Consider the following 23388-nt stretch of genomic DNA (forward strand, 5'->3'; position numbering starts at 1 on the left):
CGTGAAACCACGGAGAGAATGGACCGAATTCAGTCTATATCACATACGGTTCACAGTTGGTGCCCACAGGCACAGTTCCCGATACAGTACGTCGTTCCGGTTTCGGAGAGCTGTCGCTGGAGGTTTTCACGTGGTGATTGCTCCGATTCCAAGGCCCCCTCGGTCGGACGGATGAGCCCGGCTGTCGCCCCGTAGGGTCGCGATCCGACGGAGATGGTCGTCGATACTGCACGACGTTCGTGGTCGATAACCTTCACCTCGTCGCTGCTCTGGACGGGGACGTACAATTTCTCGTGGTTCGGACCCCAGGTGCCGACGAACGCAGAGCCACCCACGTCGAGACGGTCGGTGACGGTTCCGTTGTCGAGGTCGAGAACGGTCACGTCGTTCGTCCCCGGCGTGAACACGTAACCGATCGCAGAATCCGGGCCGATTTCGCTCGTGAGCGGATGCTCTCCAAGCCCATCATCGCTGGTCAGTCGGCCTACTTCTTCGGGAACGGCGGGATCGGTAGTGTCCCAGATGCTTTCCGTGCCAGCCGCACCTTCGTTATGTTCGACCAGGAGTCTCTCTCCGTCGGGGCCAGCCGTTCCCATCCACGGCGCCGCGGCCGCACCGACGACCGGTGCTACGTCGACCTGCCGTACGATCTCGAAGGTCCCGATATCGACGACGGTCAGTGTGTCGCCGTACAGATCCGGGACGTAGGCGTACTCCCCATCGAGATGGATCGTCACGTCACACGGGCCTGGGCCCTCGTTATCGCCTCGACCGCCCTCGTCAGCACGGTCGATCGTTGCGGTGACGCTTCCGAACGAGTCCGTGTTCGGGTCAGCGTCGATCCGGAACTGTTCGTGGGCTGGCTCCCGGGCGCTGACGACCAGATGTGACCCGTCGGGTGTGACTTCCTGCCAGTTGGCCCCCGAACCTGTCTCGACCGCGGCCACCTCCGAGAGCGAGCCGACAGCCACCGCCCGGACGCCAGAATCGACGTTGAGCCAGAGCGGGTCTGTCGCTTCATCCGTCAGTTCGGGTGCATACTGGTTCGCGGGAAACGACGCCGTCAGTCCGAGATCGTGCGTCGCGACCACTTTGTCGCTCGACACGTCGATCACGCTCATCGACCGGTCGCCGGTGTTGAATACGAATACCGTATCGGCAGTAGTCACCGAATCTTGGGTCGAACCAGGTTCTGTCGTCGTCTCGCCCTCTGTGTCCGAGGAACAGCCGGCGGTCGCCGCGACGCCGGCGGCTGCCGACCCCGCTAGCAGGAGCCGCCGCGAGACGCGAGGACGGTGGGTGTCTGACTCGCAGTTGGGATGCAGAAACTCGTCGTCCGTCATCGGTCCTCCCCCTCGTCTGTAGCGTCGTAGAACGCTTCGGGCCCGTGGTCGTCCTGCCAGGCGAACGCAAAGAGGGTTCTGGCGGGGATCCGTCGCAACTGCCGTCCGTCCTCGCTCGTTCCCGTCACCGGATCCCAGGTGGCATCGTCTCCGACGAGTGTCCCGTCGACCAGTTCCCACCCCAATCCTGGATCCTCGAAAGCGTGGAGGTCACCGTCGCTCGCGACGACGATCACGTCGATCCCGCCGATTGTATCCGTGACGACCCCGCCGGCTTCCTCGACCCTCGGGAGCGGATATCCGACCGTCTCATCCTCCTGCTCGATCCCAAGCACGACAGTCTTGGCGTCGATATCTGTTCGGTCCCACGTCCGGCGATCACCTTCGCCTCGCATCGCGTACAGCCCGAAATCGTCGTCCTCACGGTAGCGATGGTACGGCTCCATGTCGTACTCCTGGCTGTGTGATCGCTCACCGGGACCAGTGCCACCCCGAACGGGTTCCAGAACGACGCCGTCGGGATAGGTTTCGCGGAACTCACGCCACGTCATCATCGCGGTGGGAATGGTGGTGAGTGACCGACCCTCTAGCTCGCCTGCCAGACACTCACCCGAGGGTTGACGCCACTCCGACTCGGTCTCCCGGTCGTACATCACGAGCGCATCATCGGCCAGTTTTCCCGAAACACCGAACGTGAGTGTCCGATCGTCGACGGTTCGCCGGTAGGCGACCGCACTCCAGCAGATCGGACACCAGGTGATCGCGACGGGTTCGCCGTCGACGTCGTCGTTGACGATCTCGTGGTAGCTGAGAATCCGGAGGGGATACGCGCGCTGCGGGTCGCCGTCCAGAACGACCATCTCGTCGTCCGACTCGCCGAAGTACGTTCCGGCGAACGTCGGCTCGTCGATGCTTTGAATCGCATCTTTCGGCAACACGTCTCGGACGTTCATGGGAGAGAAAGGGGACACGCAGTTACGATTCTTCGGGTGGGCGGAGGCGTCATGGACGACGAACCACTACGGCTTGATGCGGTACTCTCATCGCCAGTCGTACACGTCGAGAACGAGATCCGATTCGATCCACTGCTCGATTAGTTCGACGTGGTAGATCCGGCCACTGCCGTGCCTGTCGGCGTACCTGTACTGGTCGTACGGCGTGGGTGCGGGACCGGGTGTGTGGAGCCCGTTGCCGGGGTCAGCGTTGTTTGCTGGCATATTGGGTCGTGTGCAGGGGTTCGAGCCTGTACGTGGGAGTTACGTTTGGTAAGTAAAAGGGGTTCCCGAACCCGTGGTTAACCCGGTTACATCATCGAAACTCCAATGAACGCTGTCCCCGCGGACGTCGTTTCCTCCTTACGCTGACGTGAGGTGCAGTTAACCGTCGACGGAACGCGGATTGGTTCGAACCCATGACCGGTGACTTCGATTTGAGCGCACCCGAACTGACGAGAGACGACCTGCTCGTCCTCGAGGACCCGTATTACGGTCCGGAAACGGTCGCCATCGTGACCGGGGCGGCCTCCGGCATCGGCCGTGCGACGACGCTGGGCCTCGCGGCAAACGGCCTCACAGTCGTCGGGGCGGACATCGACGCTGCGGGACTCGAGGAGACGAACGAGATCGCAGACGACCTCGACCTCCCGGGGGTGATCCACGCCATCGAGACGGACCTGACCGACGACGGGGACGTCGAGGCGGTGGCCGAGGCGGCAGCCGACGAGGGCGACCTTCGGTTCGTCGCCAACATCGCCGGGATGCAACACATCGCGGGCATCCACGAGTTCCCGATGGAAAAGTACGATCTGCTGACCGACATCATGCTCCGATCCCCGTTCAAGATGGCCCAGGAGACGATACCCCATATCAGAGAGACGGACGATGGGGTGGGAGCCATCGCAAACATGTCCTCGGTTCACGGCCACTACGCCACGAAGGACAAGCCGGCGTACATCACCGCGAAGCACGGCATCACCGGTCTCACTCGTTCCATCGCGGCCGAGGGCGACGGCACACTCCGTGGGTATTCGGTTTCGGTCGGCTACGTGCTGACCCCCCTGATGGTCAACCAGATCGAAGACACGGCCGAGGAGCGCGGCATCTCCGAACAGGAAGTCGTCGAAGACGTGATGCTCGGTCAGGCCCGCACGAAGGAGATGATGACGCCCGCAGAAGTGGCAAATCTCTTCACGTTCGGGTTCTCCCAGCACACCACGCACCTCAACGGCGCAGACCTGTTGTTCGACGGCGGTTATACCCACACGTATGAGTGAGTCAGCGGCGCGCGACGAGCGAGACGGACCGCGAGTCGTAACCGACGGCGGTGCCGACGACGACGAAATGATCAACGTCGCCATCGCTTGTCAGGGCGGCGGGAGCCACACCGCCTTCACGGCGGGTGTCCTCCAGCACCTGCTCGACGTGTGGGACGACGACGAGTACGAACTCGTCGGCATCAGCGGCACCTCCGGCGGAGCCTACAACGCGCTTGCGACCTGGTATGGGATCGTCACTGGCGACCACGAGAAAGCGATCGACACACTCGACTCCATCTGGAGCGATTTAGCCACCGACGGCTGGGCCGACCGGATGATGAACCAGTGGGTGACCGGACTGTCCCGCTTGGAGAGCAGCGGTCTTCCCCTCCCTTCGGTCAGCCCCTACCAGATTCCCGGTCCGGAGGTCGGCAAACAGCGGATCACCGAGACACTTGAGCGCCACATCGACTTCGAAGCGATACCTGACTTCTGTGGCCGGGAGTCACCTGAACTCGTGGTCGGGACCGTCGACGTGAACGGCGGCCACTTCGAGACGTTCACCAATGAGGAGGTGACACCTGAGACGGTGCTGGCCTCCGCCGCTGTCCCGAACCTCTTCGAAGCCGTCGAGATTCACGGCCACTACCATTGGGACGGGCTGTTCTCGCAAAACCCGCCGATCAATGCCCTCATGTCGGTCCCCCCGGAGCGCAAACCAGACGAACTCTGGATCATCCAGATCAACCCCCAGGAGTTCGAGGGCGAACCAGACACGCTCGACGTGATCGCAGATAGGCGCAACGAGTTGTCAGGGAACATCTCCCTGAATCAGGAACTGAAGTTCATCGAGCGCGTCAACGACTGGATCGACGACGGGTACCTCCCCGAGTCGGAGTTCTCCCACACGGAGATTCATCGCATCGAAATGGGCGAACGCTTCCACTGCTCGACGAAAGTCGACCGCGACAGGAAGTTCCTCGACGAATTGATGGAGCTTGGTCACGAGCGGGCGGCCCAGTTCCTCGCGGAGAAGTGACCGTCGGGCGGTGAGTCCCACGTAACTTGTTCGTTGAATAGCGTCCAGCCACACCGATTGGCCATGAAAGACTACGACTTCTTGGTCGTCGGATCGGGATCCGGGCTCGAAGTCGCCAACGTCGCGGCCAGACAAGGGCAATCGGTCGCCGTCGTCGAGAAGGGGCCGCTCGGCGGCACCTGTCTAAATCGCGGCTGCATCCCCTCGAAACACCTGCTGTACCACGCGGACGTGCTCGAGACGATCAAGCGCGCCGACGAGTTCGATATCGAGGCGACGGTCGATGAGGTGGCCTTCGCCGACATCGTCCGGACGGTGAACAAGGAGGTCGGCGAGGACGCCGAGGGGATCCGACGCGGGCTGGAGTCCTCGGATCAGCACGACCTCTACGACGGCGAAGGGCGGTTCGTCGACGACCGCACGATAGAGATCGCCAGCGGCGACGACGAGGGCGCGCGGCTCCGCGCGGAGACGGTCTTGATCGCCGCGGGCACGCGCCCGGCAGTCCCGGCCATTGACGGCATCGAGGACGTGCCGTACCTGACGAGCCGGGAGGCGCTCCAGCTCAAAGACCCGCCGGAACATCTCATGATAGTCGGTGGCGGCTACATTGCGGCCGAACTCGCCCATTTCTTCGGGACTTTCGGCAGCGACGTGACGATCGTCGGTCGGCGGCCGAACCTACTCCCTCAGGCAGATACCGAAGTCGCCGAAGCCGTCACCGACATGTATGCCGAACATTTCACCGTCTTCACCGGCCACGCGGCGACGGCTGTCTCGGCTGACGACGATGGCGTGACCGTGGACGCACGGCCCTACGAATACGGCGACGATGGCGGCCTCGTCGGCGACGCCGAGGGCGTGACGGTCACGGGCGACGAGTTGCTGATTGCTGCCGGCAGGACGCCGAACACGGACACACTGCGTCTGGACCGGACGGGTATCGAGACCGACGAGCAGGGATTCGTCGAGACCGACGAGTATCTGCGGACGACCGTCGATGGGGTCTGGGCGCTCGGTGACATCGCGGGCGAGTACCTGCTGAAACACAGCGCCAACCACGAGGCGCGAGCGGTAGCGCGGAACATGTTCGGTAGCGACCTCGAACCAGTCGATTACACCGCGATGCCGTTCGCCGTGTTCGGCTCGCCCGAAGTCGCCGGCGTCGGTGCTCGGGAAGATGAACTCCGGGAGGCAAACCGCAAGTACGCCACCAATACCTACGAGTTCGCGGACACGGCCCGCGGCGACGCGATGAATGCCCCCGGCTTCGTGAAGGTCATCATCGACCCCGAGGGCGAAATCCTGGGCTGTCACATCGTCGGTCCAGACGCGTCGACCCTAATCCAGGAGGTCGTCGTCGCGATGAAGGCCGGGACCGGAACGGTCCGTGACATCCGGGAGTCGATCCACATCCACCCTGCACTTCCCGAGGTCGTCCAGCGCGCGTTTTCCGGACAGTTCAGCCGCGGGAACAACCACCACCACCACCACTGAGGCTACCCGGCGGTTACACGGAGGTCAGCGGGTTACCCGAACGTTCGGGTACGGTTTAGTAACTCACTACGGTATTGTAATCCGCAATGGTAAAAGCAGCAATCGTGATTCTCGCGGGGACGGAATCGCACGCGGATACCGGCCGTCTCGTGAACGGGCTGGAAGCCGCCAAGGAGTTCGAGGAGAACGAAGGCGACGAGGTAGAGCTCATTTTTGATGGAGCCGGCACGGAGTGGATTCCCGAACTCGAAGACGAAGACAGCGATTACCACGGGTTGTACCAATCCGTCCGTGACGAAGCAGCTGTCTGTGACTTCTGTGCCGGCGCGTTCGGGGTCGACGATGCAGTGAACGACGCCGGTGTCGTCCGCCTCGACGACCATGACGGCCACCCGAGCATCCGATCACTCGTCGACGACGACTACGAGATCATCACGTTCTGAACAGGATGACAGAGCAGAGCAACTTGCGGGCCATGGCAACGGACAACTAAACAACACTCACCCGAGTGCTCGATCGCCGAGCGTTCAGGTACCGGCATAGCTCAAGATGACATTGACACGACGTGGATTCCTCGCTTCAGTCGGGGTCGCCGCCGTCGCCGGCTGTCTGGGAAACTCCAGTGGACCGAGCGGGCCGCTAGAGTTACCGACAGCGGACGAGCAGCTCCCGCTGCCGGCGGAACCGGGTCAGCTGAGGGACGCCGCCCAGTCGGGCGGACCCTCGAAAGACGGTATTCCGTCGATCGACGACTCGCAGTTCGTCGGCAGTTCAGAGGCGGGGTTCCTCGCCGACGGCGATCCGGTGTTCGGCGTCGCTCGCGAGGGCATCGCCAAGGCATATCCCCAGAAGATACTCGCCCAGCACGAGATCGTCAACGATACCGTAGCTGGAACGCCGGTTAGCGTCACGTACTGTCCGCTCACGGGAACCGTCCAGGGCTTCGAGCGGGGAAACACGACCTTCGGTGTCTCCGGACGACTGATCAACAGTAATCTCGTGATGTACGACCGCCACACCGAGACGTGGTGGCCACAGATGCTTGCCACCGCGATTCCGGGGCCGTGGAACGGCGATCCCGAGATCCGTTCGCTCCGAGAGTTCAGACTCGTCTGGACGACGTGGGATCAGTGGCGAGAGCACAATCCGGAAACCGAGGTGCTCTCGACCGATACCGGGCACGCGAAGAACTACAACCGCGATCCCTACGGCTCATACAATCCACGCGGCGGGTACTACGCGAACGATTCGCTCCTGTTTCCGGCGCTTAACAGCGACGAGCAGTTCGATCCCAAGACGGTCGTGATGGGGCTCCGGACGCCCGACGGCGCGGCCGCGTTCAGGAAAGCATCGCTCCGCACCGCGGGCCAACTAGACGGCCAGGTTGGCGATACCCCTATTCTGGCTGTCTACGACGACCGATACGATACTGCCTACGGCTATCTGAATCCCGACAGTCAGTCGTTCGAGCGAGACGGCAACCGACTCATCGATGCAACCGGCACGAGTCACGAACCGGACGCACTTCCACTGACCCGTGTCCACACCTTCGACGCGATGTGGTTCGCGTGGGCCGGCTACTATCCCGACACAAATGTCTACGAGTGACCAGCCGCTCATCGGCCGCATCGGTGATGCCCTGGCTCGGACGCGAGCGGCGACGGGACTCGTCGTCCGTCGTCGAGACAGCCAACTCGTGTTCGCTACCGTCACCCTCCTCTACCTGGTTCTGTACCTCTGGGCGATCGGTCACCTCGCTGCCGGTCTGGGCGGGTTCGACGTGTTGGTCGTGTCTGATCCGCTCTCGAAGCTCCTTCAGCCGGAACTCGGGCCGTTCTCCTTCACGCCGGTCGCGCGAGTGACGGCGGGGCCAGTGACGTACCTGTTCTCGCTAAACACAATCCTCGGACTGGGAATCGCGCTACTCGTCGGGCTCAACGTCGGGCTGACCTACCTCGTGTGGCGACAGCCCAGTGCGTGTGGAATCGGTCGCTCTTCCACCGGTTTCCTGGCGAGCATCCCGGCGCTGCTCTCCGGCACGGCCTGCTGTGGGCCGGTCGTCCTCATCGTACTCGGCGTCCAGGCGTCGGGCGTTCTCCTGACGGGCTTCCAGTTACTCCTGCCGCTCGCAGTCGCGGTCCTACTCGGGAGTCTGGTCCTCGTGGGGCGTCAGGTCACGGTACAGGGCTGAGCGTCGGTACTGACGACTGTGCATCAATACACCCGGTATCCGGGGGGTCGGACGTTGGCGGCAATTGCGGGAATCGGATTGCGACCCCGTCGGCCTGTTGGTCCCGGTAACCAGCCAGTAATGCTCTCACCCTGGGGTTCGGAGCCCTTCATTAGGATCTTCGATCACGGTCCGAAACGTAATGCGAGAACTCGACAGGCGGACTGTCTTGCGGCTCGGTAGTGTCGGGGCGATCGGGGCAATCGCGGGCTGTTCCGGTGGTGGGTCGACGGAGACGCCGACCGGGACCGGGACGGGAACCCCTCCGTCCGGCGGCGGGAATGCACCCCCGGGAGCGGATCAACTGGGGGGTCCGAACGACCTCGAAGCGAGCGCGTCGGTGACGGCGAATCGGTTGGACAGTGACCAGGGCGCGGGACGCAACGTGTTCACGCCGGCCGTGGTGTGGCTCGAACAGGGCGGGACCGTCACCTGGACCAACGCGGGCGGGAGTCACTCAGTCACCGCCTATCACCCGGGCAACGACAAACCGCGTCGGGTCCCCGAGGGCACAGCTGCCTTCGACTCCGGGACGCTCTCGGCGGGCCAGGAGTTCGAGCAGACGTTTGAGACGCCCGGCGTCTACAATTACTACTGTACGCCACACGAGGGGCTTGGAATGGTCGGACTCGTGATCGTCGGAGGTGTCCAGGGCGGCCCGGGAACCACCGACCCCTCCGACGTCGAGAGTTCGGCAGCCAGCCAGAGACTTACCCGGCTACTGGATGTCGCTGGCATCACGAGCGGTGGCTCCGAGACGGGCGCCGGCCAGCAATACGCGTGGCAGGACGCCACCATCGACTCGTACTGGTATTCGCTGTACAACATGAGTACCAACATCGCGATGAGCGGCAATGGCGTCCAGTTCCCACACAACGAGCAACAGCAGCAGGCGTTCGATCAGCGAGTGCCGGCGATGCTCCAGCACGCAGACGTGGACCGGCCGCCGATCAAGAATCCCAATCTGAACATGGCGGCGTTCACCGAAGGGGATCCCCACTTCACCCAGCAACCTGTCCTGTCGGGCGACGACGGCCGCCCGGACGCGTCGACGCTCACCTGGGACATGTCCCAGTCGTCGGGCGTCGTCAGTCCCTCCTCGCTGGCCTGGACGCACCTCAAGGGCGTCACGTGGGCGAAGAACTTCCAGAACCACTTCGACATCCTGCCGACGGCGCTGGCAGCGAAGTTCCGCGCGCAGATGCTCACAACGCTGGCACAACTCGGCGTCAGAGCGACGCTCATCGCCGGCGGCCCGCAGAGCAACGGCGCACTCACCAAAGGGGAGTCGATGGAGCTGGTTTCCGGGTTCAGACCCAGCGACGGCACGGTGGTCGACGACACGGTACGTCCGAACCACCACGCCGCGATGCTGTGGTTCCTGTCCGACCTGAACAGCCTCGCACAGAACGGCTGGTTCGGCTACGTCAACCCCGAACCGCTCATCCCGGCCGATAACATCCAGCAGTTGACCGACGGAATGGGGCGAACCACGATGAACCTGTTCGCGCCAGGTGACGTGGTGGCCAGCGGGTCGACGCGCGACCTCGGGCAGCTACTCGGTGCCGTTGCCTGGTACGGCACCCAGGCTGGCAGTAGCGATCTCCAGTCACAGGCGGCCACCTACGCGAACGACCTCGCTACCGAGGTTGACTCCCATCTCGAATCCAACGGGCGTCTTGCCAATGGGACAGCCAACCAGGCAGCCACACAGGGTGTCGTCGCGCAGGGGCTGCTCTGGGCGTCGGAACTCGACGGCGTCGACCACACCGACACGGCCGCGTCCCTCCTCGACTATCTGTTCCAGGACCTCTGGGACGACGACGCCGGCACGTTCGCGAGCGGTGCGGACGCGTCGACCTATCGGATCACTGCACGGGACGCCGGCGACATCACCGGCGGCGTCAATGCAGCGGAAACGCTGCTGGATCGCGACGTCCAGTCCAGGTACGCGCGCTTTTTCAACCAGACGTTCAACCGCGGTCGGTTACAGCGAGCCGAACGACCCAACAGTCGCGACGAGGCCGCCGAGCACACACTGCCACTGCCGCCGAACGCCGGCGGGGAACACGGCCAGGCGGCCGTGTACAACACCGCCGTGGAGTACGATTCGACGGCCGACGAGTGGTCGGTAGCTGACGACTCGTTCCGGACGGCCTGGGCGCTCTACCTCTCGAACCAGGACATCTGGATCAGTCAATGGAGCGGCGACTTCTACCAGGGTCGCGGCGTCCCCGGGCGAAGCGAAACGCCACAGTCCGAGAACTAGGGAGAGGCGTTTCTCCAGCGCTAGTTTCGCAGTTCGATCCGGTATCCGTCGAACGGATTCGCGTACTCGATTCCGGCCCGCTCGTAGACCACTGCGGGAATACCGATGTCTCCGAGGACGAGTCGTCCAGGAGTGTCCGTGAGTCCGGTTTTCGGAAGCGCGAGTGTGAGCGTCACGTCGGGAGTGATGTGTGGCCCTGGAGCGTCACCGGTCGTCGCATTCACACCAGTCGGAACGTCCAACGACACCACCGTCGCGGATTCATCAGATACAGCCGTTGCTATCTCTGCGGCCGTCCCTCGAAGCGGTCCGCTGAGTCCGTATCCTACGAGTGCATCGACGATAGTGGTCGAGTCGCGGATCGTTTCGTTACTCCAGACGGTAATCGGGATATCCATGGCCTCGACGGTTTCGAGTTGCGTCGCTGCTGCTCCGTCCAGATTGGCCGGTTCACGATCCAGTACGACAGAGACGTCGACACCCCGGTTCGCCAGATGTCTGGCGGTTGCGAGCCCGCCACCGCCGTTGCCGCCGCTTCCAGCGAGGACAGTGACGGAATCGTCTGCGGTCGACCGGACCTGCTGAGCGAGGTTTCGCCCCGCGTTCTCCATCATTTGCAACAGCCCGAGTCCGATCTCCTCGACCGCAATCCGGTCGACTTCCCGCATCTGTTCGGCCGTGATAGCAGGTACTTTCTCCCCGGTCGGTGTCTCGAAGATCGTCTCTTTAGTCATCTATTGTGGGCTCTCCCTGCGTGCCAAAAAACACCCGCCGATGCCGGGTTGTTGCTCACTCGGACGCAATCAGCGCGTAACTGATGGCCACCGGCACCGCGTAGACGATGTGGCCGGCGAGCGACACGAGCGTCCCAGGAATCCCGAAGTTGGGGAACGGCGGCGCGCCAGGGAAGCCCACTGCCATCAGCCACAGCGGCATTACGAACACCGGCAGTGCAGTCGTCACCACGCCATACCCCACTCCGAGGCCGATGCTACTTCCGAGTCGCGTCGCAGCCGCCCGGAGTGGTCCGAGCTGGACGAGTGCGACGTAAACGACGCCGAGAACGACGCCGTGGAATACGTGGAGTACCCATCCGACGAGTAGTGCCGGTCCGGCGATCCCGTACATCGCCGGGATGGCCATTTCGAGCACTGGGTTCGGCATGACGAACTGCATGATCAATCCCAACAGCAGGCTACCGACGGCCCCACCGACGATTCCAGCGATCCACTCACCGCCGTGGACAGCACCGAGCGCAGGACGGGTTTCCGTTCTAGTTCTCAATTGGTTTCACCCGTTTCGAACTGAATCCAGTGACGGGGATAACGATATCCGAACCCTTGAGTAAGGCGGTTACCCGATTGATATGGCCATTGGCTACCTATCGAAATCGATTGATTGCCCAGCTCTTTGCCTTTCGTTTCACGTTAGTTCCGCAAGGTCGTCGATCAGTACCATCGCAGTACCGTGAATGGCTGGCCCGTCATTGCCAGTGGTAGCCTTCACCGTGAGACAGAACCGGTCGTCTTCGACTTCCTCGACCACTCGGCAGGTCGCTTCGACGGTATCGCCGATCTCGACGGGCCGTTTGAACTCGAGGTTCTGGGAGAGGAAGACCGTCATGCCGGGCAATGCCGCCAGTGCAGCGCTGATGAGTCCCGAGACGAGAGCGCCGTGGACGATTCGACCGCCGAATCGGGTCCGTCTGGCGAAAGAATCACTCAGATGGAGTGCGTTCGCGTCGCCCGTGATTTCTGCGAACTGCTCTACGTGCTCGTCAGTGATAGTACGCCGATAGGTCACTTCGTCGCCGACGCTCAGTTTGCCCGGTTCCGCGACCGAGAGTTCGAACGAGCCAACACCCTCCACCGTCGGAACGCGCTGTGTCAGCACGTCCCCGATTCGGCTGAGTTGCACTCCGTGTTCGTAGTCGTCGAGGTATTGCTCCGGATCCGCCTCGAAGTGTTCTCGACATCCTTCTGAACAGAATACGTACACGTCACCGTCGTACGTCGCGGTCGCACCCGGATTGTCTGGGTTCACTTCCATCCCACAGGCTGGATCGATGACCATGCCAGGTGGGAGTTAGTCCTTGGGACTAATTAGCACGCTGTATCCTCCGAGTAAGGGCCTCACCGAGACGTGAGTAACGACATCGACACATCTGGAGGAGTCGTCAGTGACGCCGAGAGTTTCGATTCCATGTGTTGTCGATTCACCACAGCACGACAGTAACGGCCGATAGCGTCCGGCAGCGTGACCTCACTTCTTTCCACCCGCGAGTTTACTGGCAGCTGGCAGTCCCCGGAGTCGACGCATCGACAGTGTGCCGATCGCTGGCCCGATCGCGAGGGGTGCGAACGCCCACTGCCAGCCGACGGCGTTCGCCAGCAACGGGACAGCCTGTATCGAGACGGTCGTGAGCAGAAAGCCGATGGCCGTCTGCATAGTGAGTGCCGTTCCGACGTAGGACTCCTCAGCTAGTTCCGAGACCGCCGCCGAGAACTGCGCCGAGTCGGCCACGATGACGAACCCCCAGAGCAGGACGAACGGAACGAGGACGACGAGTGACGAGCCGAACACCAACCCTGCAGCCAGACAGGAGAGCCCGCTGAGGACCATACTGAGGCTGGTGATATCGGTTCGCCCCCAGCGATCGGCAGCACTGCCAGCGATCACCGCACCGAGACCACCGATTGCAATTGCTCCGAAGGCAATGAACGAGGCCAGGCCTGTGGCCGTCCCGCTCGAACCGCGTGCAGCGAGACTCGCGGCGAGGTAGGCCGGGATCCACGTCCACACTGCGTAGAGCTCCCACATGTGCCCGAAGTAGCCACCGTTGGCCAACATCGTCGGCCGATCCCGGAGAATCCGCCCAAGCGCACTCGGATCGAAGGGTGCCGCTGGTGCCTGATACGGCCCCGGGTCGACGAGGAGTGCCAAAAGACCGCCAACTGTCGCCAGCGAGGCCGCACCGTAGAGAACCAGTCGTGGCTGACCGACACCGCCGATCCCGCGAAGCAGATGTGGCAACGCCGACCCGACTGTCAGTGCACCGATGAGCACGCCGATAGCGAGTCCTCGCCCCTGCTTGAACCAACCGGCCAGAATCTTCATCCCCGGCGGATAGACGCCGGCGAGTGCGACGCCAGTGAGAAATCGGAGGCCCACTGCGGGGAGGAAACTATTCACGACACTCGCGATGAGGGCGGTACAAACGGCGCCGAAGACCGCTGAACCGGCGAACAGATACCGCGGTCGAATCACGTCGGAGAGGGTGAACAGAGACGAGAGCAGTGCGCCCACGACGAAGCCGAACTGGACGGCGTTCGTCAACCAGGTCGTTTCCGCCGGACTGAGCCCCCAGTCCGTGGCTAATTCGGGGGCGACTGCGGTGGCACTGAACCAGAGTGACATCGCCAGCAGTTCTGCCAACGCAATGAGAATGAGTACCCGCCACTTTCGAGAATCCATCATAGAACGGACTCTTTCCCAATGCTAAAAACGGCTAGTTACGGACAAGTAAGGGGAATTCGTCTGCGGTGCCATGCCTTAGGTCTCGATTCGATCGAGGTCCGTACGAACTGCTTGGTCAGCGATCCCGGTCAGTCGGAGGATGTACGGTGTGAGCAGTCCCTGGACGACCATCGAGATGATCGCCACGCCGAAGACCATCGCTCGAAGTTCGGAAGCGAAGGGAAACGACGCTGGCAGCGACAGGACGAGCGCGACCGGGATGACGGTGTGTAGCCCTGCCCAGACCACGAGTCCCTGACACCGCAGGGGCATCGGCTGCGAGACGGTTCGGTTCAGCAACCCGAGCAGTGGATAGGTGACTACTGCACGGATCACGACTACCAGAACGGCCGCTGAGAGGATCAAGCCGAGATTCGCGGTGAAATCGCTGATTCTCACCTGCACACCGATGAGGACGTACAGGAGCGTGCTCGCCAGAAACGACGCACTCCCCCAGACGTGTTCGAGGAACGCCAGCTTCTCTGTGTCTTCGGCGTGTTCTCTGTCGTCGTGAGCGCCCATCAGCAAGCCAGCAGCGACGACTGCGAGGATTCCACTGACGCCGACGACCTGTTCGGCCAGCACGAACGAGCCGTACGCGACCATGATCGTCAACAACAGCAGTGACTTGAAATCCTGGAGTCGGCGGGCGAGCTGATGAGCCAGGTAGCCAACGACACCACCGACGAGAATTCCACCCCCACCGACGACAAGTAGATCACTCCCGAAGTTCGCTATCGTGCCGGGAGTTGCCGACGTCGCGAGGGGTTGGTCTGTCGCCTGGTAGTCTCGAACGGCGGCAAAGAACGTCGAGAAGATGACGACGGCCACCCCGTCGTTGAGCAAGCTCTCGCCCTCGACGGTGATCGAGAGGCGGTCCGGCGCGTCGAACTCCTGGAACAACGAGAGCACCGCAGCGGGATCGGTCGGCAGGATGATGGCGGCGAACACTAGCGACACCAGCAACGGAAATCCGAAGACGACAGTCCCGGCAAATCCCATAAGCAGGACCGAAACCGGCAGGCCGACGACCGCCAGTGTCAGCACGAGCGGTGCGTTCTCGACCAACGCATCGAGGTTGAGTTCGGTCGTGCCGTGAAAGAGGATCACCGGTAGCAGGACCTCGATGATGAGGGCGTAGGTCAGTGTGATCTCGAGTTGGAACCCCAGGATGCTCACCCCGAGACCGACGAATACCAGCAGGCTCGCGTAGGAGAGTTCTCGCCGTCGGAGTGTGATTGCGCGAACGAGGAGGGATACTGCCAACACGAAGAGCACGGCCAGTATGATCGAGACCAGACCTTCGCTCATGGCCGATTCTAATCGCATCTGGAAATACGTAATAGTCCGGTGAGACCGCCGTAATCGGCTAACTGGACGGTTTGGATTGCCAGTGACTAACCTTCGAGCTACACGTTACCTGCGACTGGCCACCTCACTTACTGCACGGAATCCGCATCGTCGAGACGAGCGAGTTCGAAGGGAAGCGTTGCATACGCCTGTGCGTTCTGCAGCAGTTTGTCCGCGGTGGTGTACTCGTCGCTCGCGTGGACGGTTCCGGTCCCGGTCGCAAACTCGATTGTTGGAATGTCGTTCTCACGGAACGCTTGGGCGTCGCCACTCCCCGTAGCCAACCGTCGATACACTGGTGTGGGCATGACCTCCTCGGCAACGTTGGTCGCCGCTCGAACGAGCGCTGTTTCCGGATCGGTATAGGTGCCCGCAGTCCACGAGATATCACTTACATTCGTCCCAGGTCTGTCGCCGAGACAGTTCCGGATGGTTCGGACGATGGCCTCGGGATCGACGGGAGGCAGGATGCGAACGTCGAGTTTCGCACTGGCGTTTGCGGGGACACTGTTCACCGTCTCACCCCCCTTGAAGGTACCCAGGTTGACAGTCGGTGCCGAGAATAGGTCTCGAGCTGTCTCACGGTCCAGCTGGTGGGCGTAGTACTCGATGCTCTCGTCGATGACTGTCTCGTCGAGAGATTCCAGTGGTGCATCCAACTGCTGGAGGTGGGTTCGACACGCTTCGAGGGCACGATAGAGGCGGTCGACAGCATTGGTACCGAACATCGGTCGTGAGCCGTGGGCAGCAATTCCCTCGGCTTCGATCGTCGGCCATACGTAGCCCCGATCACCGACGGCGATCGAATTTACCCCTGGCCGACCCGTGGCTTCGCCGATGACGCAGGCGTCCGGATCGAGGCGGTCACATTTGAGGCGGGTGGTCAGTCCCGCATCACCGGCTACCTCTTCGTCGCTCACGAACGCGAACTGGAGCGTGATCGGTGGCGTCGTGTTGGTATTGGCATAGGCACGTGCGACCTGGACCATCGCACCGATTGCCCCTTTCATATCGGTGGCACCACGGCCGTAGAGCCGGTCGTCGATTCGCTCTCCAAGTGGATCGTGCGACCAGTCGTCCGCTTGAAACGGAACTGTGTCGAGATGGCCATTGAAAAGCAGTGTATATGCACTGTCGCCCGGAATCGTCACGACGACGTTCGGTTTCTCGGGATCGATACAGAAGACCTCGTGCTCGTATCCGAGGGCAGTGAACTCGTCGATGAGCCACTCCGCGAGTGTTCGCGTGCATCCGGGCGGATTCTGCGTGTCGGCCTGCACGAGCCGTTCGGTCGTCTGCATGAGCTCCGCTTCCGTCTTCGAGATGTACTCTGTGACAGTATCCAGGGGATCGTCCGCCTCGCTCACGGTCCAAACTGGACCGTTCGTCCCATATACACTGGCACTATTGTGAAGCGTCGAAAGGACAGTTCCCCCTCTGGCCGCACCGGTTCAGCGGTACGAAGAACATTCAGAAACGAAACCTGGATCGAACTGCGTGACGGACGCCGGATTAGTTCTCTCCCCTCGCCAATCCGTCGAGCACTGAGCTGATCTGCTGGAGACGTTCGTCCTCGCCCTCGATTCCGTGCCGACGAGCCAGATACGTGGGGTCGTTGTAGGTCACCTTCACCTGTTCGCCGTCCTCCCAGACGAGAATCTTCTGGGGGAGGTCGATGGCGACTGACCGCGACGCCTGCATCAGCGGCGTCCCAACCTCTGGGTTGCCGAAAATCAGCAGGGTCGTCGGTGGCAGATTCTGGTCGACCGACGCAGCATTCGCGGCGTGATCGACAGTGGTGACGAGCGTGAGGGGGCTGTTCTCGATAGCGGTCGTGATCCGATCGACGGTCGCGTCCACGCTCTGGTCGCTCTGCACTGTGACGAGCCCGTCTTCGTTCCGGTTCGCGCCTGCCTGCGTCCCGTCTGTTTCCTGTTGCATTCGTGTCTCCGTTTGATTGTTCGTTGTCGTGTCAGTCGCCGTCCCCGGTTGTTCAGGTTCGGCGCACCCGGCCATACCGCAGACTGCGGTTGCGCCGAGGAGACGAACCAGCGTTCGTCGCTCCATTCCTCGGAACGAACGGCGAGTATCGACTTCAGTAGTCACTTCCTATGTCGGAGTAGATGGAAGTCCTGGCGGAAGATGAGTGACTGTGTTCGCTTTCGGACGTCCGCAGAACCGATTTCGGCCGACCGGTAACCTCGTCGTTAGTACGGACCTTTTCCGTGCTCACTCCCAATCAGCCCACATGACCGACGAGTCAGCCACTGTCACGATGTACTCGGACTACGTCTGCCCGTTCTGTTATCTCGGTCGGCTCTCGCTCCAGGAATATCGAGCCGACCGCGACGGCGACCTCGCCGTCGACTGGCATCCGTTCGACCTGCGCAGTGGCAAACGAGGGCCCAACGGTGAAATCGACCACTCCGTGGACGACGGGAAAGACGAAGCGTACTTCGAACAGGTCGAACAGAACGTCGAGCGATTGCGCGAACGGTACGACGCCGACGAAATGCTGACGCTCGACGAACTGCCGGATGAGGTGGACTCTCTGCCCGCACAGGTCGCCTCCTTGTACGTCAAGACCGAATATCCGGACACGTGGCCGGATTTCGACGCAGCCATTTTCGAGGCGCTGTGGGTCGACGGCCGTGATATCGGTGACAGCGACGTCCTGGACGAACTTGCCGGAGATGTCGGCCTCGATGGAGAGGAGATCCAAGCGGTCGTCGAAGACGAGGAGTGGCGAAAGCGGATCAGAGAGCAGTTCACTGCAGCGACGCGCCACGGCGTGACGGGCGTGCCGACGTTCGTCGCCGACGGCCATGCCGCTCGCGGTGCGGTCCCGCCGGAACAGCTGCGACGACTCGTCGAGGGGCAGTGATCAGTTACCCGCGATCAACGCTTACCGACCTCGACCGGGCAACCGCGAATCGTTCCACCACGCATCCCGTCCGCCAGCCAGTAGATCGACAACACCAGTACGAGGAGCGCTAGCAGGGCGAATTCGAGACCGTCGAGCGGCAGTAGCGTGAGCAGTCCCGAAGCACCGAACAGCGAGAGCAGGCCCAGCAAAAGGGCAGATCCGCAGGACGCACAGCCGGCCCCGAGTGTACCGAGAACGACGCCACCCAAGCTCCCGGACCCTCCACTGAGCGAGACGCGATGCTCCAGCAGGTGGTAGGTGACCAGCGAGAGATTGATCCCAACCAGGATTCCTGTAGCGAGCAGGAGGACTGACTGGCCGGCGTTGTACCCAGCGCCCAGCCCTGGATACATTGCAACGAGGATCTCGAACTTCGCTCCAGGGGGGACGTCGCTAAAGAGGATGACATCCCGAAGGAGAGCGACGTTCCGGGAGAAGACGAATACGGATACTGCAAGCAGGCCGTACCCGACTGCGAGCACGGCGTACGTCGGGATCGAGAGGACAAGTCGCACGGTTCGGCCCACGAGTTGCCAGTCCGCCCGTCGTGTCGGAAGCCGAACGTTGGGGAGACGTCCCACGATTAGACCCCCAGGGTGTTCGCGAACACGCTGTAGGACTGTGGGCCCACGAGCTTTGTCGTGAACGATCCACCACTGAACAGGAAGAACGTCGGGGTTCCCGAAACGCCCGCGTTTTGCGATGTCTGAATCGTCGATTCCACCTCGTCACTGTATGTCCCCTCCCGGACGTCCTGGGCAACCGCATCGGCATCGACGTCAGTTTGCTCGGCGAGGTACAATCGCGTTTCCTCGACGACGTTACCTGTGCTGAACCGTCCCTGGTTCTGGTAGTAGTAGTCCTTCAGTTCCCAGAAGGTGGCCCCATCGCGTGCCTGGACGGCCTCGAGTGCGTGCGTGGCAGGTTCGCCCCAGGGATAGACCACTGCTAAGGGCCGAAATACGAACGATACGTCTCCGGGTTCGATGAGTTGCGATTGGAGCTGCGGGAACACCGACGTCTCGAACCGTCGGCAACTGGAACAGGATGGGTCCTCGAAGGCGATGATCGTCCCGCTCGCGGTGCCCGGTTCCGGACCGAGTGTCGGTTGCGATGACAGATTTGTTGCCGCAGGGTGGTCGTCGAGAGCCTGATCTCCACTGCCGCCACCGAAGAGGCCACTGACGGCGCCGGCACCGAGAAGTCCAACTGCTGCGGCCGCTCCGCCACCAAGCATAGCCCGCCGACTCACGTGTACACCCGTCGAAGCTTCCCGTGGGCCAAGCTTATCCAACCGTTCACTGAACGAGAACTGTTCGACGGTAGCTTCGGCTTGCCTGCGGTCTGACTCGTCGAGGACGTCGTCGTGGATCGACACCCAGTGTGCGTGTAATGCAGATTCGTCGTCGAACTGGTCACCGCAGTGATGGCAGCTATCGTGGGCATCCCAGGCGTGGTCCCGGACGCTCGATTCGCTATTGAATCGCTCCTCGCAGTTCGGACACAGCGTCAGTGACCCGACTTTCTTCTCTGCCCGTTTCCTGGAATCTTCGGATAGGACCGCCTCGTGGTCCGAGAGCCAGTGCGTGTACAGCGCCGAGCGGTCAGTAAACTGGCGTCCACAGTGATGGCAGGCCTTATGTGCGTCCCAACAGTGGTCACGGGCTGCAGTATTCTCGGTGAATTCCTCGTCGCATACGGGACAGTGCTCCTCACTCATCGTCCATACTTTCGAGGCTGGTTGAGCGTATCCTGTCTACTGTTCCCCGTTGATTCACCCAGCGTGTCGCCGTCTGGCAGCGTCCCACCCATCGTATCATCTGGTACGGACGGCAGGTACCCGCATATTATCTCGGTAAGGGTAATGAAACGCGGTTACATACAGGTAACGCTAGCTAAGCCCTCCGATCAGAACGGGGTTGTAGACAGCACATAGTTGTCATCGTTCGATACGGCATGCATATTCCCCAGCTGTCGGTTCCAATTGCCTGCGATTCTTGGCACAGCGGTGCTGTCGGAGATAACGGTAGGCGTTGCCGTGACGCGAATCAGGAACCATGGTGGGATATAACATACCATGTATGGCGCAGTCCCCAGAACAATCAGAACCCGAGGCGGGAAACGTGTTCGAGTGGGTTGAAACTCGAATCGAAGACCGTGATGATTGGGCTCGCCGCCGTCGCAAGGATATTCCCACTGATAAGCAGTTGATGGTGATCGCTTGTATGGACGAACGAATCCCCGTTGAGGAAGCCCTCGGTATCTCCCTCGGTGATGCGCACGTCTTCAGAAACGCCGGCGGCAAGGTAACGGATGATGTCATCCGCAGTGCGGCATTGAGTGTGAATTTCTTCGATACCACGGAGATTATCGTGATCAATCACACCGACTGTGGTATGATGAGTGCCCCCGACGACGCAGTCGTCACAGGTCTGGATTCGGTGGCGGGGGGAAGTCTCGATAATATTGATCTGAACCCGGCCCTGCCGAGCCTCAATATCGGTGACGCGTCCATTGCCGACTGGATTTGGATGACCGACGACATCGACGAAGCATGTGAGACCCAGGTGGATCTCCTCCGGAATCATCCGTTCATTCCCGATGATGTCACTGTCCACGGGTATGTTTATGAGGTCGAAAGCGACGAACTACGTCGACCAGGGGAACGGATAGCCGAGGAAATCAATACACGAGCTTAAGCGACCGTCCCAATTCCACTCGCAAAACGCCAGCGCGTCAGATTGCAACCTTGGCCGGCTTTTTGATTAGCCCCAATGGCGGATAAACCGCCATCTGCTATATCTATTCCAATACCGCTTCCGATGTGGAAGACGCTATTCGTCGAAGGTCATTCCGTATCCCCATTCTTCCAGATGTTTCTCGACGTCGTCGAGATCCCGAAGACCAACTTTGACGAGGGCCTCTCGAAGATCGGTGAGTGAGACATTCTCCTCAAAACGCTCTTCGAGTTCTCGAAGTGCATCACGCTCGGCACTCTTGGTTTCGTCCTGGAGAAACAAGGGAACACGATCACGACCGTCCTGAACACCATCGCGCCGGAATTTGTATGGTATCTGCATTGACTGATTTTGCGATGATGATTCCCGAGTCTCTCTGGATTTTCCCTCGGCTGTTTCTGGCGTAGTATCGGTCGATGGTTGGGAATCCCTTGTGTCTGGCTCCTCAACTGAGGTGGATGCTGTGGATGATGAGTCTTCAGCGAAGGGGTCCTCTCCTGCACCCTCTTTCATCCCGGTCATGCCGAGACCACCTCGTGTTCGACGTCTCCCGGTTCGGGGGGATTCGGCGCTTCGAGCCCGACTTCTTCCTCGAGGTGGCGAGCAATTCGATCGAACTGTGCGAGAGTCTCGATTTCGTAGTCTCGGTGGCGGTCGCGGAATTCACGGACGTAACGGAATGCGGAGCATTGCTGCATCCAGCAGCCTTCCATCAAAGAGGCCCGCTCGCCGATAATCTCGGGAATCGAGTAATCGATCTCGTTCAGTACTGTGCGCTGGTCACGCGTATCTTTGAATCCAATTGGAACTGCTGCAAGGACGCCGACGTCGACGTCGAGCTGCTCTTCGAGGCCAGCGACGAGTGCTTCGAGCCCTTCCACTGCAGCACGCCCCTTCGCACTCGGTTCGACCGGGATCACTAGCGAACGCGTGGCGTGAATTGCATTGTACAGGTGCGGGCCTTCAGTTGCGGGCGGGTCACAGATGAGGACATCGTACTCGTCTGGCACGCCTGCCTCACGGAGGACACGGAGCAGCTGGGCGTGCATTCCGAAAGCCTCACCCATTGCTTCAGCCTGGTCCTTCTCCCGCTGGAGGTACTCCGCGAGGTCTGAGAGCATGTTGTGCTCGGGAATGATGTCTACACCTTCGACAGTCCGGATGAGGTCTGAAAACTCACCGTTCGGACGCCGGATCATGTGTCGGACGAGGTTATCGACGGATTCCGTTCGTTCGTGATCGACTCCGAAAAGTCGGGAGAGATCTCCATCTTGGGGGTCTAAGGGGACAACGAGCGGTTTGAGACCGGCACGTGCGTGAGCCACAGCCAGATTCGCAGCAGTCGTCGTTTTGCCGACCCCGCCGGCTTCACTGTAGGTCGAATACGCTAACATGCTCACATCATGAATGGCATCCATCTTGAAAGTACGTCAGACACAGTATTGAATGAACACCATTGTTGAATCCAATTCTATATAATCATGAACCATATTCATGAAGACACTCTGTTGATTGAATAGAGTGATGTAGTGAACATCATCAATGAATGTATGTAGTGAACATCGTTAGTGAACACACGTAATGGCTGTCGTTCGTCGGATGTGTTCTTGGACGGTCGTGACTGATACACACTAGAACACGGGCACGGCGGCGGGATTAGAGGAAAAACTGAACTCTGGTCCACACCGGATGGCTGAGTATCCCGAACTAGCGGACAGCTGGATCGCCAATAGGCTCGGCAAATGCAACATTTTCCTTGACGTCTGTAATCCGCACTTTCGCCTGATCGCCAGGTTGGGTTCCCGAGACGATGACGATGAACCCGCGTTCAACCTTTGCGATCCCATCGCCCTGGTCGCCCAGTGTGTCGATTGTCACGGACCGGATCTCTCCTTCTTCCACCGGGGGAGAGGGAGCTTGGTTCGATGAATGTTGAGTATTGCTGGCGGACCGTCTCTGGTCAGCCTTATCGGTCCTCGACCTCGGTTGACTCTGACTAGAAGTAGATTCGGACTCTGGTTCCGGTTCTGTTCCAGGAAGGAGAGCAACACGGTAGGATTGCCCCTCTGAGAGTGATCCATTCTCGACGATTTCAGGGGGAATTGAGATCGTGTATCGATCACGCTCCTTCTCAAGCGACGTCTCAAACAACAACTGAAGTGAATCGGATATTTCTACCATTGCCGGGCATAGCGGGTACAGGGGTAAAACTGACTGGAATTCCAT

24 protein-coding genes are annotated in these 23388 nt (G+C 61.1%); 9 read left to right on the plus strand and 15 right to left on the minus strand.

Going from position 1 to position 23388, the window contains the following annotated elements:
• Positions 1 to 50: 50 nt before the first annotated feature.
• The 3 genes from ACOZ4N_RS01100 to ACOZ4N_RS01110 form a co-directional block, all read right to left on the minus strand.
• The gene (locus ACOZ4N_RS01100; RefSeq protein ID WP_424016359.1) at positions 51 to 1343 is read right to left on the minus strand and encodes a YncE family protein; all 1293 of its coding nucleotides are present in this window, start codon (positions 1341 to 1343) and stop codon (positions 51 to 53) included.
• The gene (locus tag ACOZ4N_RS01105; protein WP_424016360.1) at positions 1340 to 2296 is read right to left on the minus strand and encodes a DUF3179 domain-containing protein; all 957 of its coding nucleotides are present in this window, start codon (positions 2294 to 2296) and stop codon (positions 1340 to 1342) included. The genes ACOZ4N_RS01100 and ACOZ4N_RS01105 overlap by 4 nt, the downstream gene beginning before the upstream one ends.
• 87 nt (positions 2297 to 2383) lie before the next feature.
• Complete coding sequence (locus tag ACOZ4N_RS01110; protein ID WP_424016361.1) at positions 2384 to 2560, minus strand: hypothetical protein; 177 nt, start codon at positions 2558 to 2560, stop codon at positions 2384 to 2386.
• A gap of 194 nt (positions 2561 to 2754) precedes the next feature.
• Here ACOZ4N_RS01110 and ACOZ4N_RS01115 point away from each other — a divergent pair, with 194 nt between their 5' ends.
• The 7 genes from ACOZ4N_RS01115 to ACOZ4N_RS01145 all read left to right on the plus strand — a co-directional run bounded on the left by ACOZ4N_RS01115 (position 2755) and on the right by ACOZ4N_RS01145 (position 10632).
• Entirely contained in the window at positions 2755 to 3615 is an 861-nt protein-coding gene (locus ACOZ4N_RS01115; protein WP_424016362.1) for an SDR family oxidoreductase, read from the plus strand.
• Positions 3608 to 4636 carry a patatin-like phospholipase family protein gene (locus tag ACOZ4N_RS01120; RefSeq protein WP_424016363.1) on the plus strand — a complete coding sequence of 343 codons (1029 nt, stop codon included), beginning with the start codon at positions 3608 to 3610 and terminating at the stop codon, positions 4634 to 4636. The genes ACOZ4N_RS01115 and ACOZ4N_RS01120 overlap by 8 nt, the downstream gene beginning before the upstream one ends.
• A 63-nt stretch (positions 4637 to 4699) precedes the next feature.
• The gene (locus tag ACOZ4N_RS01125) at positions 4700 to 6133 is read left to right on the plus strand and encodes a dihydrolipoyl dehydrogenase (protein ID WP_424016364.1); all 1434 of its coding nucleotides are present in this window, start codon (positions 4700 to 4702) and stop codon (positions 6131 to 6133) included.
• A gap of 86 nt (positions 6134 to 6219) precedes the next feature.
• Positions 6220 to 6576: a DsrE family protein gene (locus tag ACOZ4N_RS01130; protein WP_424016365.1), complete on the plus strand. Its 357-nt coding sequence runs from the start codon at positions 6220 to 6222 to the stop codon at positions 6574 to 6576.
• Between the two features lie 106 nt (positions 6577 to 6682).
• Positions 6683 to 7741 (plus strand): DUF3179 domain-containing protein, encoded by a 1059-nt coding sequence (locus tag ACOZ4N_RS01135; RefSeq protein WP_424016366.1) that lies wholly within the window; start codon positions 6683 to 6685, stop codon positions 7739 to 7741.
• Positions 7728 to 8324 (plus strand): hypothetical protein, encoded by a 597-nt coding sequence (locus ACOZ4N_RS01140; protein ID WP_424016367.1) that lies wholly within the window; start codon positions 7728 to 7730, stop codon positions 8322 to 8324. Before ACOZ4N_RS01135 ends, ACOZ4N_RS01140 begins: the two co-directional genes overlap by 14 nt.
• Positions 8325 to 8505: 181 nt before the next feature.
• A complete protein-coding gene (locus ACOZ4N_RS01145; RefSeq protein WP_424016368.1) occupies positions 8506 to 10632 on the plus strand; it encodes a cupredoxin domain-containing protein in 2127 nt (708 codons plus the stop codon).
• A 20-nt stretch (positions 10633 to 10652) separates the two neighbouring features.
• Here the strand turns inward: ACOZ4N_RS01145 and ACOZ4N_RS01150 are convergent, their stop codons facing one another.
• From ACOZ4N_RS01150 to ACOZ4N_RS01180, 7 genes are all read right to left on the minus strand, one after another.
• A complete protein-coding gene (locus tag ACOZ4N_RS01150; protein ID WP_424016369.1) occupies positions 10653 to 11366 on the minus strand; it encodes an NAD(P)H-hydrate epimerase in 714 nt (237 codons plus the stop codon).
• 55 nt (positions 11367 to 11421) lie between these two features.
• Positions 11422 to 11808 carry a hypothetical protein gene (locus ACOZ4N_RS01155; protein ID WP_424016370.1) on the minus strand — a complete coding sequence of 129 codons (387 nt, stop codon included), beginning with the start codon at positions 11806 to 11808 and terminating at the stop codon, positions 11422 to 11424.
• A gap of 246 nt (positions 11809 to 12054) precedes the next feature.
• A complete protein-coding gene (locus tag ACOZ4N_RS01160; RefSeq protein WP_424016371.1) occupies positions 12055 to 12705 on the minus strand; it encodes a MaoC/PaaZ C-terminal domain-containing protein in 651 nt (216 codons plus the stop codon).
• A gap of 189 nt (positions 12706 to 12894) precedes the next feature.
• On the minus strand, positions 12895 to 14106 hold the full coding sequence (locus tag ACOZ4N_RS01165; RefSeq protein ID WP_424016381.1) for an MFS transporter: 1212 nt from the start codon (positions 14104 to 14106) through the stop codon (positions 12895 to 12897).
• Positions 14107 to 14184: 78 nt separating this feature from the next.
• Complete coding sequence (locus tag ACOZ4N_RS01170; protein ID WP_424016372.1) at positions 14185 to 15459, minus strand: cation:proton antiporter; 1275 nt, start codon at positions 15457 to 15459, stop codon at positions 14185 to 14187.
• A gap of 128 nt (positions 15460 to 15587) precedes the next feature.
• Positions 15588 to 16865 (minus strand): M20 family metallopeptidase, encoded by a 1278-nt coding sequence (locus tag ACOZ4N_RS01175; protein ID WP_424016373.1) that lies wholly within the window; start codon positions 16863 to 16865, stop codon positions 15588 to 15590.
• A gap of 145 nt (positions 16866 to 17010) precedes the next feature.
• Positions 17011 to 17439 carry a DUF302 domain-containing protein gene (locus ACOZ4N_RS01180; protein WP_424016374.1) on the minus strand — a complete coding sequence of 143 codons (429 nt, stop codon included), beginning with the start codon at positions 17437 to 17439 and terminating at the stop codon, positions 17011 to 17013.
• 307 nt (positions 17440 to 17746) lie between these two features.
• Between ACOZ4N_RS01180 and ACOZ4N_RS01185 the strand changes: the two genes are divergently transcribed.
• Complete coding sequence (locus ACOZ4N_RS01185; RefSeq protein WP_424016375.1) at positions 17747 to 18382, plus strand: DsbA family oxidoreductase; 636 nt, start codon at positions 17747 to 17749, stop codon at positions 18380 to 18382.
• 14 nt (positions 18383 to 18396) lie between these two features.
• Here the strand turns inward: ACOZ4N_RS01185 and ACOZ4N_RS01190 are convergent, their stop codons facing one another.
• Both ACOZ4N_RS01190 and ACOZ4N_RS01195 read right to left on the minus strand, forming a co-directional pair.
• Positions 18397 to 18939: a hypothetical protein gene (locus ACOZ4N_RS01190; protein ID WP_424016376.1), complete on the minus strand. Its 543-nt coding sequence runs from the start codon at positions 18937 to 18939 to the stop codon at positions 18397 to 18399.
• 68 nt (positions 18940 to 19007) lie between these two features.
• Positions 19008 to 20144 carry a DsbA family protein gene (locus ACOZ4N_RS01195; protein WP_424016377.1) on the minus strand — a complete coding sequence of 379 codons (1137 nt, stop codon included), beginning with the start codon at positions 20142 to 20144 and terminating at the stop codon, positions 19008 to 19010.
• A 361-nt stretch (positions 20145 to 20505) separates the two neighbouring features.
• Here ACOZ4N_RS01195 and ACOZ4N_RS01200 point away from each other — a divergent pair, with 361 nt between their 5' ends.
• The gene (locus ACOZ4N_RS01200) at positions 20506 to 21123 is read left to right on the plus strand and encodes a beta-class carbonic anhydrase (protein ID WP_424016378.1); all 618 of its coding nucleotides are present in this window, start codon (positions 20506 to 20508) and stop codon (positions 21121 to 21123) included.
• 135 nt (positions 21124 to 21258) lie between these two features.
• Here the strand turns inward: ACOZ4N_RS01200 and ACOZ4N_RS01205 are convergent, their stop codons facing one another.
• From ACOZ4N_RS01205 to ACOZ4N_RS01215, 3 genes are all read right to left on the minus strand, one after another.
• The gene (locus tag ACOZ4N_RS01205) at positions 21259 to 21684 is read right to left on the minus strand and encodes a hypothetical protein (RefSeq protein WP_424016379.1); all 426 of its coding nucleotides are present in this window, start codon (positions 21682 to 21684) and stop codon (positions 21259 to 21261) included.
• Positions 21681 to 22556 (minus strand): ParA family protein, encoded by an 876-nt coding sequence (locus tag ACOZ4N_RS01210; RefSeq protein WP_424016382.1) that lies wholly within the window; start codon positions 22554 to 22556, stop codon positions 21681 to 21683. Before ACOZ4N_RS01210 ends, ACOZ4N_RS01205 begins: the two co-directional genes overlap by 4 nt.
• Positions 22557 to 22869: 313 nt before the next feature.
• A complete protein-coding gene (locus tag ACOZ4N_RS01215) occupies positions 22870 to 23343 on the minus strand; it encodes a TRAM domain-containing protein (RefSeq protein WP_424016274.1) in 474 nt (157 codons plus the stop codon).
• Between the last annotated feature and the right edge of the window lie 45 nt (positions 23344 to 23388).

Source organism: Halorientalis pallida, assembly GCF_049605515.1.
Classification (GTDB): Archaea; Halobacteriota; Halobacteria; order Halobacteriales; family Haloarculaceae; genus Halorientalis; species Halorientalis pallida_A.

Coding starts and splice junctions, on each gene's coding strand:
- ACOZ4N_RS01100 (WP_424016359.1), bottom strand. CDS start 1,343: ATGACGGACGACGAGTTTCTGCATCCCAACTGCGAGTCAGACACCCAC.
- ACOZ4N_RS01105 (WP_424016360.1), bottom strand. CDS start 2,296: ATGAACGTCCGAGACGTGTTGCCGAAAGATGCGATTCAAAGCATCGAC.
- ACOZ4N_RS01110 (WP_424016361.1), bottom strand. CDS start 2,560: ATGCCAGCAAACAACGCTGACCCCGGCAACGGGCTCCACACACCCGGT.
- ACOZ4N_RS01115 (WP_424016362.1), top strand. CDS start 2,755: ATGACCGGTGACTTCGATTTGAGCGCACCCGAACTGACGAGAGACGAC.
- ACOZ4N_RS01120 (WP_424016363.1), top strand. CDS start 3,608: ATGAGTGAGTCAGCGGCGCGCGACGAGCGAGACGGACCGCGAGTCGTA.
- ACOZ4N_RS01125 (WP_424016364.1), top strand. CDS start 4,700: ATGAAAGACTACGACTTCTTGGTCGTCGGATCGGGATCCGGGCTCGAA.
- ACOZ4N_RS01130 (WP_424016365.1), top strand. CDS start 6,220: ATGGTAAAAGCAGCAATCGTGATTCTCGCGGGGACGGAATCGCACGCG.
- ACOZ4N_RS01135 (WP_424016366.1), top strand. CDS start 6,683: ATGACATTGACACGACGTGGATTCCTCGCTTCAGTCGGGGTCGCCGCC.
- ACOZ4N_RS01140 (WP_424016367.1), top strand. CDS start 7,728: ATGTCTACGAGTGACCAGCCGCTCATCGGCCGCATCGGTGATGCCCTG.
- ACOZ4N_RS01145 (WP_424016368.1), top strand. CDS start 8,506: ATGCGAGAACTCGACAGGCGGACTGTCTTGCGGCTCGGTAGTGTCGGG.
- ACOZ4N_RS01150 (WP_424016369.1), bottom strand. CDS start 11,366: ATGACTAAAGAGACGATCTTCGAGACACCGACCGGGGAGAAAGTACCT.
- ACOZ4N_RS01155 (WP_424016370.1), bottom strand. CDS start 11,808: ATGCAGTTCGTCATGCCGAACCCAGTGCTCGAAATGGCCATCCCGGCG.
- ACOZ4N_RS01160 (WP_424016371.1), bottom strand. CDS start 12,705: ATGGTCATCGATCCAGCCTGTGGGATGGAAGTGAACCCAGACAATCCG.
- ACOZ4N_RS01165 (WP_424016381.1), bottom strand. CDS start 14,106: ATGGATTCTCGAAAGTGGCGGGTACTCATTCTCATTGCGTTGGCAGAA.
- ACOZ4N_RS01170 (WP_424016372.1), bottom strand. CDS start 15,459: ATGAGCGAAGGTCTGGTCTCGATCATACTGGCCGTGCTCTTCGTGTTG.
- ACOZ4N_RS01180 (WP_424016374.1), bottom strand. CDS start 17,439: ATGCAACAGGAAACAGACGGGACGCAGGCAGGCGCGAACCGGAACGAA.
- ACOZ4N_RS01185 (WP_424016375.1), top strand. CDS start 17,747: ATGACCGACGAGTCAGCCACTGTCACGATGTACTCGGACTACGTCTGC.
- ACOZ4N_RS01195 (WP_424016377.1), bottom strand. CDS start 20,144: ATGAGTGAGGAGCACTGTCCCGTATGCGACGAGGAATTCACCGAGAAT.
- ACOZ4N_RS01200 (WP_424016378.1), top strand. CDS start 20,506: ATGGCGCAGTCCCCAGAACAATCAGAACCCGAGGCGGGAAACGTGTTC.
- ACOZ4N_RS01205 (WP_424016379.1), bottom strand. CDS start 21,684: ATGACCGGGATGAAAGAGGGTGCAGGAGAGGACCCCTTCGCTGAAGAC.
- ACOZ4N_RS01210 (WP_424016382.1), bottom strand. CDS start 22,556: ATGTTAGCGTATTCGACCTACAGTGAAGCCGGCGGGGTCGGCAAAACG.
- ACOZ4N_RS01215 (WP_424016274.1), bottom strand. CDS start 23,343: ATGGTAGAAATATCCGATTCACTTCAGTTGTTGTTTGAGACGTCGCTT.